Source organism: Roseobacter sp., assembly GCF_024639605.1.
Lineage (GTDB): Bacteria > Pseudomonadota > Alphaproteobacteria > Rhodobacterales > Rhodobacteraceae > Roseobacter.
This window is the reverse complement of record NZ_JAHEHZ010000234.1, coordinates 1-3,695: the sequence shown is the minus strand read 5'-3', so window position 1 is coordinate 3,695 and position 3,695 is coordinate 1. Positions and strand designations below refer to the sequence as shown.

At 62.1% G+C, this 3,695-nt stretch carries 5 protein-coding genes; 4 read left to right on the top strand and 1 reads right to left on the bottom strand.

The window, feature by feature from the left end:
- The 4 genes from Q0M35_RS18060 to Q0M35_RS18045 form a co-directional block, all read left to right on the top strand.
- Positions 1-509 (top strand): NAD-dependent epimerase/dehydratase family protein (locus tag Q0M35_RS18060; protein WP_295317640.1); only part of this gene is annotated, 509 nt, incomplete at its 5' end.
- A gap of 68 nt (positions 510-577) precedes the next feature.
- Positions 578-1,543, top strand: coding sequence for an N-acetyl-D-Glu racemase DgcA (dgcA, locus tag Q0M35_RS18055; protein WP_295317639.1), 966 nt, complete (start codon positions 578-580; stop codon positions 1,541-1,543).
- A 4-nt stretch (positions 1,544-1,547) separates the two neighbouring features.
- Positions 1,548-2,408 carry a D-amino-acid transaminase gene (locus Q0M35_RS18050; RefSeq protein WP_295317638.1) on the top strand — a complete coding sequence of 287 codons (861 nt, stop codon included), beginning with the start codon at positions 1,548-1,550 and terminating at the stop codon, positions 2,406-2,408.
- Positions 2,409-2,484: 76 nt separating this feature from the next.
- Positions 2,485-2,946 (top strand): MaoC family dehydratase, encoded by a 462-nt coding sequence (locus Q0M35_RS18045; protein WP_295317637.1) that lies wholly within the window; start codon positions 2,485-2,487, stop codon positions 2,944-2,946.
- A 39-nt stretch (positions 2,947-2,985) separates the two neighbouring features.
- Here Q0M35_RS18045 and Q0M35_RS18040 read toward each other — a convergent pair whose 3' ends face one another.
- Entirely contained in the window at positions 2,986-3,390 is a 405-nt protein-coding gene (locus Q0M35_RS18040) for a hypothetical protein (protein WP_295317636.1), read from the bottom strand.
- Positions 3,391-3,695: the final 305 nt, after the last annotated feature.

Here is a 3,695-nt window from a genome sequence, read left to right as displayed (position 1 = left end):
CGCGCGAGATGAAGTGCACCTTCCGCGCGACCGGGCAGACGGGCATTCTGATCACCGGTTCCGGCGTGCCGCTCGATGCGGTGATTGCCGATTTCATGGCCGGCTCCATCGAGCATCTGACGCCGGACAATGATCCTGACCACTGGGACATCATCGAAGGGCAGGGCAGCCTGTTTCATGTCTCGTATTCCGGTGTGTCGCTGGCGTTGATCCACGGCGGGCAGCCCGATGCGCTGATCATCTGCCATGAGCCTACGCGACAGCATATGCGCGGGCTGCCCGGGTATCAGCTCCCCTCAATGGAACTGGTGCGGGACACGGCGCTTCAGATGGCGCATGTGTCCAATCCGGACTGCAGGGTGGTGGGCGCCTCAATCAATACCCAGCATCTGAGCGCGGAGGAGGCCATAGCATACTGCGCGGAAACCGAAGCGCGTCTTGGGCTGCCCGCGGTTGACCCGTTCCGCCATGGTGCGGATCGTCTGGCGGAGGCGCTGGTGGCGCTCTGACCTTTAAGGTGTGCGCCGGCGGCACCTGAGGGATTGGATATTTTTAAGCCAGAGAAAGGTAAAGGGTGATGCGTATTGAAGTAACCCGAGACGTTTTCCCTCTTGCGCGGGTGTTCACGATCAGCCGCGGATCGCGGTCAGAGGCTCAGGTGCTGACCGTGCGGGTGCATGAGGGTGGCGTCACCGGGGCGGGCGAATGCGTGCCCTACGCCCGCTATGGCGAGACGTTGGAGAGTGTCACCGGTCAGATCGCGGGGCTGCCGGACAATTTTTCGCGCGCGGGGTTGCAGGATCTGCTGCCGGCAGGGGCTGCGCGCAATGCAGTGGACTGTGCGCTCTGGGATCTGGAGGCAAAACGCAGCGGTTGCCGGGTGTGGGATCTGGCGGGTCTGCCGGCGCCGGGGCCCGAGATCACCGCCTATACGCTGTCGCTCGATACGCCTGAAGAGATGCGCCGGCAGGCGGCGGAGAATGCCTTTCGCCCGCTGCTCAAGATCAAACTGGGCACGCCGGATGATATGCCGCGGCTGGAAGCTGTCCGTGCAGGCGCGCCGGATTCGCGGATCATCATCGACGCCAATGAAGGCTGGAGTGCCGGGATCTATGCGGACCTGGCACCGCATCTGATGCGGCTGGGGGTGAGCCTTGTAGAGCAGCCGCTGCCGGCAGGCGATGATGAGGCACTGCGTGGGATGGACCGCCCGGTTCCGGTCTGTGCCGATGAAAGCTGTCATGACCGCGCGGACCTGTCGGATCTGGCGGGTAAATACGATGTGGTTAACATCAAACTGGACAAAACAGGCGGACTGACCGAAGCGCTTGCTTTGCGCGACGCAGCACGGCGCGGGGGATATGACGTGATGGTCGGCTGCATGGTCGGCTCCAGTCTTGCCATGGCCCCGGCGACACTGCTAGCACAGGGCGTGCTGGTCACCGATCTGGATGGCCCGCTTCTGCTGGCCGAAGACCGCGACAGGCCGCTGAAATTTGATGAAAAGGGCGTCCATCCGCCTGAACCGGAACTCTGGGGGTAAGCTGATGCGCACTGTATATCTGAATGGCGAATACATTCCGGAAACCGAGGCGCGCGTCTCTGTTTTCGACCGCGGATTTCTGATGGCAGACGGCGTTTACGAAGTGACTTCGGTGCTGGGCGGGAAGCTGATTGATTTTGACGGACATGCGGTGCGCCTCGAACGCTCGCTCGACGCGTTGGAAATGCGCAGCCCGATCAGCAAAGAAGACCTGCTCGGGGTGCACCGCGAACTGGTGCGCCTGAACGACATCGACGAGGGCATGATTTATCTGCAGATCACCCGCGGTGCGCCGGGCGACCGGGATTTTGTCTTTCCTGACCCTGAGACCACCATGCCCACGATCGTGCTGTTTACTCAGAACAAACCGGGGCTGGCCGACAACCCGGCGGCGAAAAAGGGAATCCGCGTAATCAGTATCGACGACATCCGCTGGGGGCGACGCGACATCAAGACGGTGCAGCTGCTTTATCCGTCGATGGGCAAGATGATGGCAAAAAAGGCCGGCGCCGATGATGCCTGGATGATTGAGGACGGTTTTGTGACCGAAGGCACATCAAACAACGCCTATATCGTGAAGGGCAATAAAATTATCACCCGTGCGCTGAGCAACGATATTCTGCACGGCATCACCCGGGCCGCGGTGCTGCGTTTTGCGCGGGAGGCGCAGATGGAAGTTGAGGAGCGCAACTTCACGCTGGAAGAAGCGCGCAACGCGGACGAGGCCTTTGTAACTTCTGCTTCGACCTTCGTGATGCCGGTGGTGCAGATCGACGATGCGGTGCTGGGGGACGGCACGCCGGGCCGGGTAGCGCCGCGGCTGCGCGAGATCTATCTTGAGGAAAGCATGCGGGCGGCGGTCTGAGGCCGGTGTGTCCGCGGCGCGGGGCCGGTTTCGCGGGGGATGCCTGCCTGTGCCATCGGGCAGGGCGGTGTCTCAGATGACGGACGGAACGCTGTCACGGGAGGCGCTCGCAGGTCTTGAGGGAAAGCAGATCGGTCTCTCAGACTGGATGCAGATGACGCCGGAGCGGGTTGCGGCCTTTGCACGGGCTACCGAGGATCACCAGGCCATTCACCTCGATCCGGATGCCGGCCGGGCGGCGGGGTTTGCAGGCGCGGTCGTGCATGGATTTCTCACGCTGTCGATGCTCTCTGCCATGTCATACATCGCCCTGCCACCTGTCAAAGGGCAGAGCGCATCGGTTAATTACGGCTTTGACAGGGTGCGTTTTGTGGCGCCTGTGCCGGTCGGAGCGGGTATCAGAGGGCGGTTTGTGCTGAGCTCGGCAGAGCCGCGCTCCGATGGCGGCCTCATGCTCAGTCTGCGCGTCACGGTCGAGATCCGCGAAGAAGAACGTCCGGCGCTGAGTGCGGACTGGCGGGTGATGCTGCTTTTCTGAAACGGCGGGGACCGACGCCGGCCCGTCCCCGCCCGGGGCTCAGGTGCAGGTGTTGGACATGCCTTCTGCCACGATCTGCTGCCACTCCGGTCCGAGCATCTGACGTGCGGACAGGGCATCGTGATAGCGCGGGTCTCCCTGGGGGACCAGTTGCACCACCAGACCCTGCTGGAAACTGGTATAGCTACCATAAATTCCGCCGTAATAGGCTCCGCCGGAATTAAATGAGTCCTGTGCGGAATTCGCGTATATAAAGCGGTCATGGCCCCGTTTGATAACTTCGATTGAGGCCGCTTTGTTGGCGACTTTGCGCGCGCCGGAGGGGCCGCAGGCCGGCGCGGCAGTTGTCGCAATCTTAAATGAGGATTGCGTGAGAGGCTGAACATCGGTCGTGGCGCAGCCGGCAACAAGTACGCAGAGCGCAGTGATTGCAATGGGTTTCATGTCGAGTGACTCCTTAAAATTTATCGTCAGGATATTTTTTGTTCATCAAGCAGGCGGAAGAGCGGCCCGATTGCGGCGCGCGCTTGTTCTTTCCGCGACAGGGCTGGCGGCTGGTGCTGTCAAACGGGCGGCGCGGTTAAATCGCCTGGAAAGCCTGCAAGGGATGCTGAACAGCGCTGTCCCCCGGGGCCAGTCCCGGAGGCTCACCCTTGATCAGGCTTATCCCGACCGCCCTCGTGATCGGGGTTGCAAAGCCCGGTGGTGCAAAATTAACGATGCGGTGCCGGGGAGCGGTGCGCCGGGCC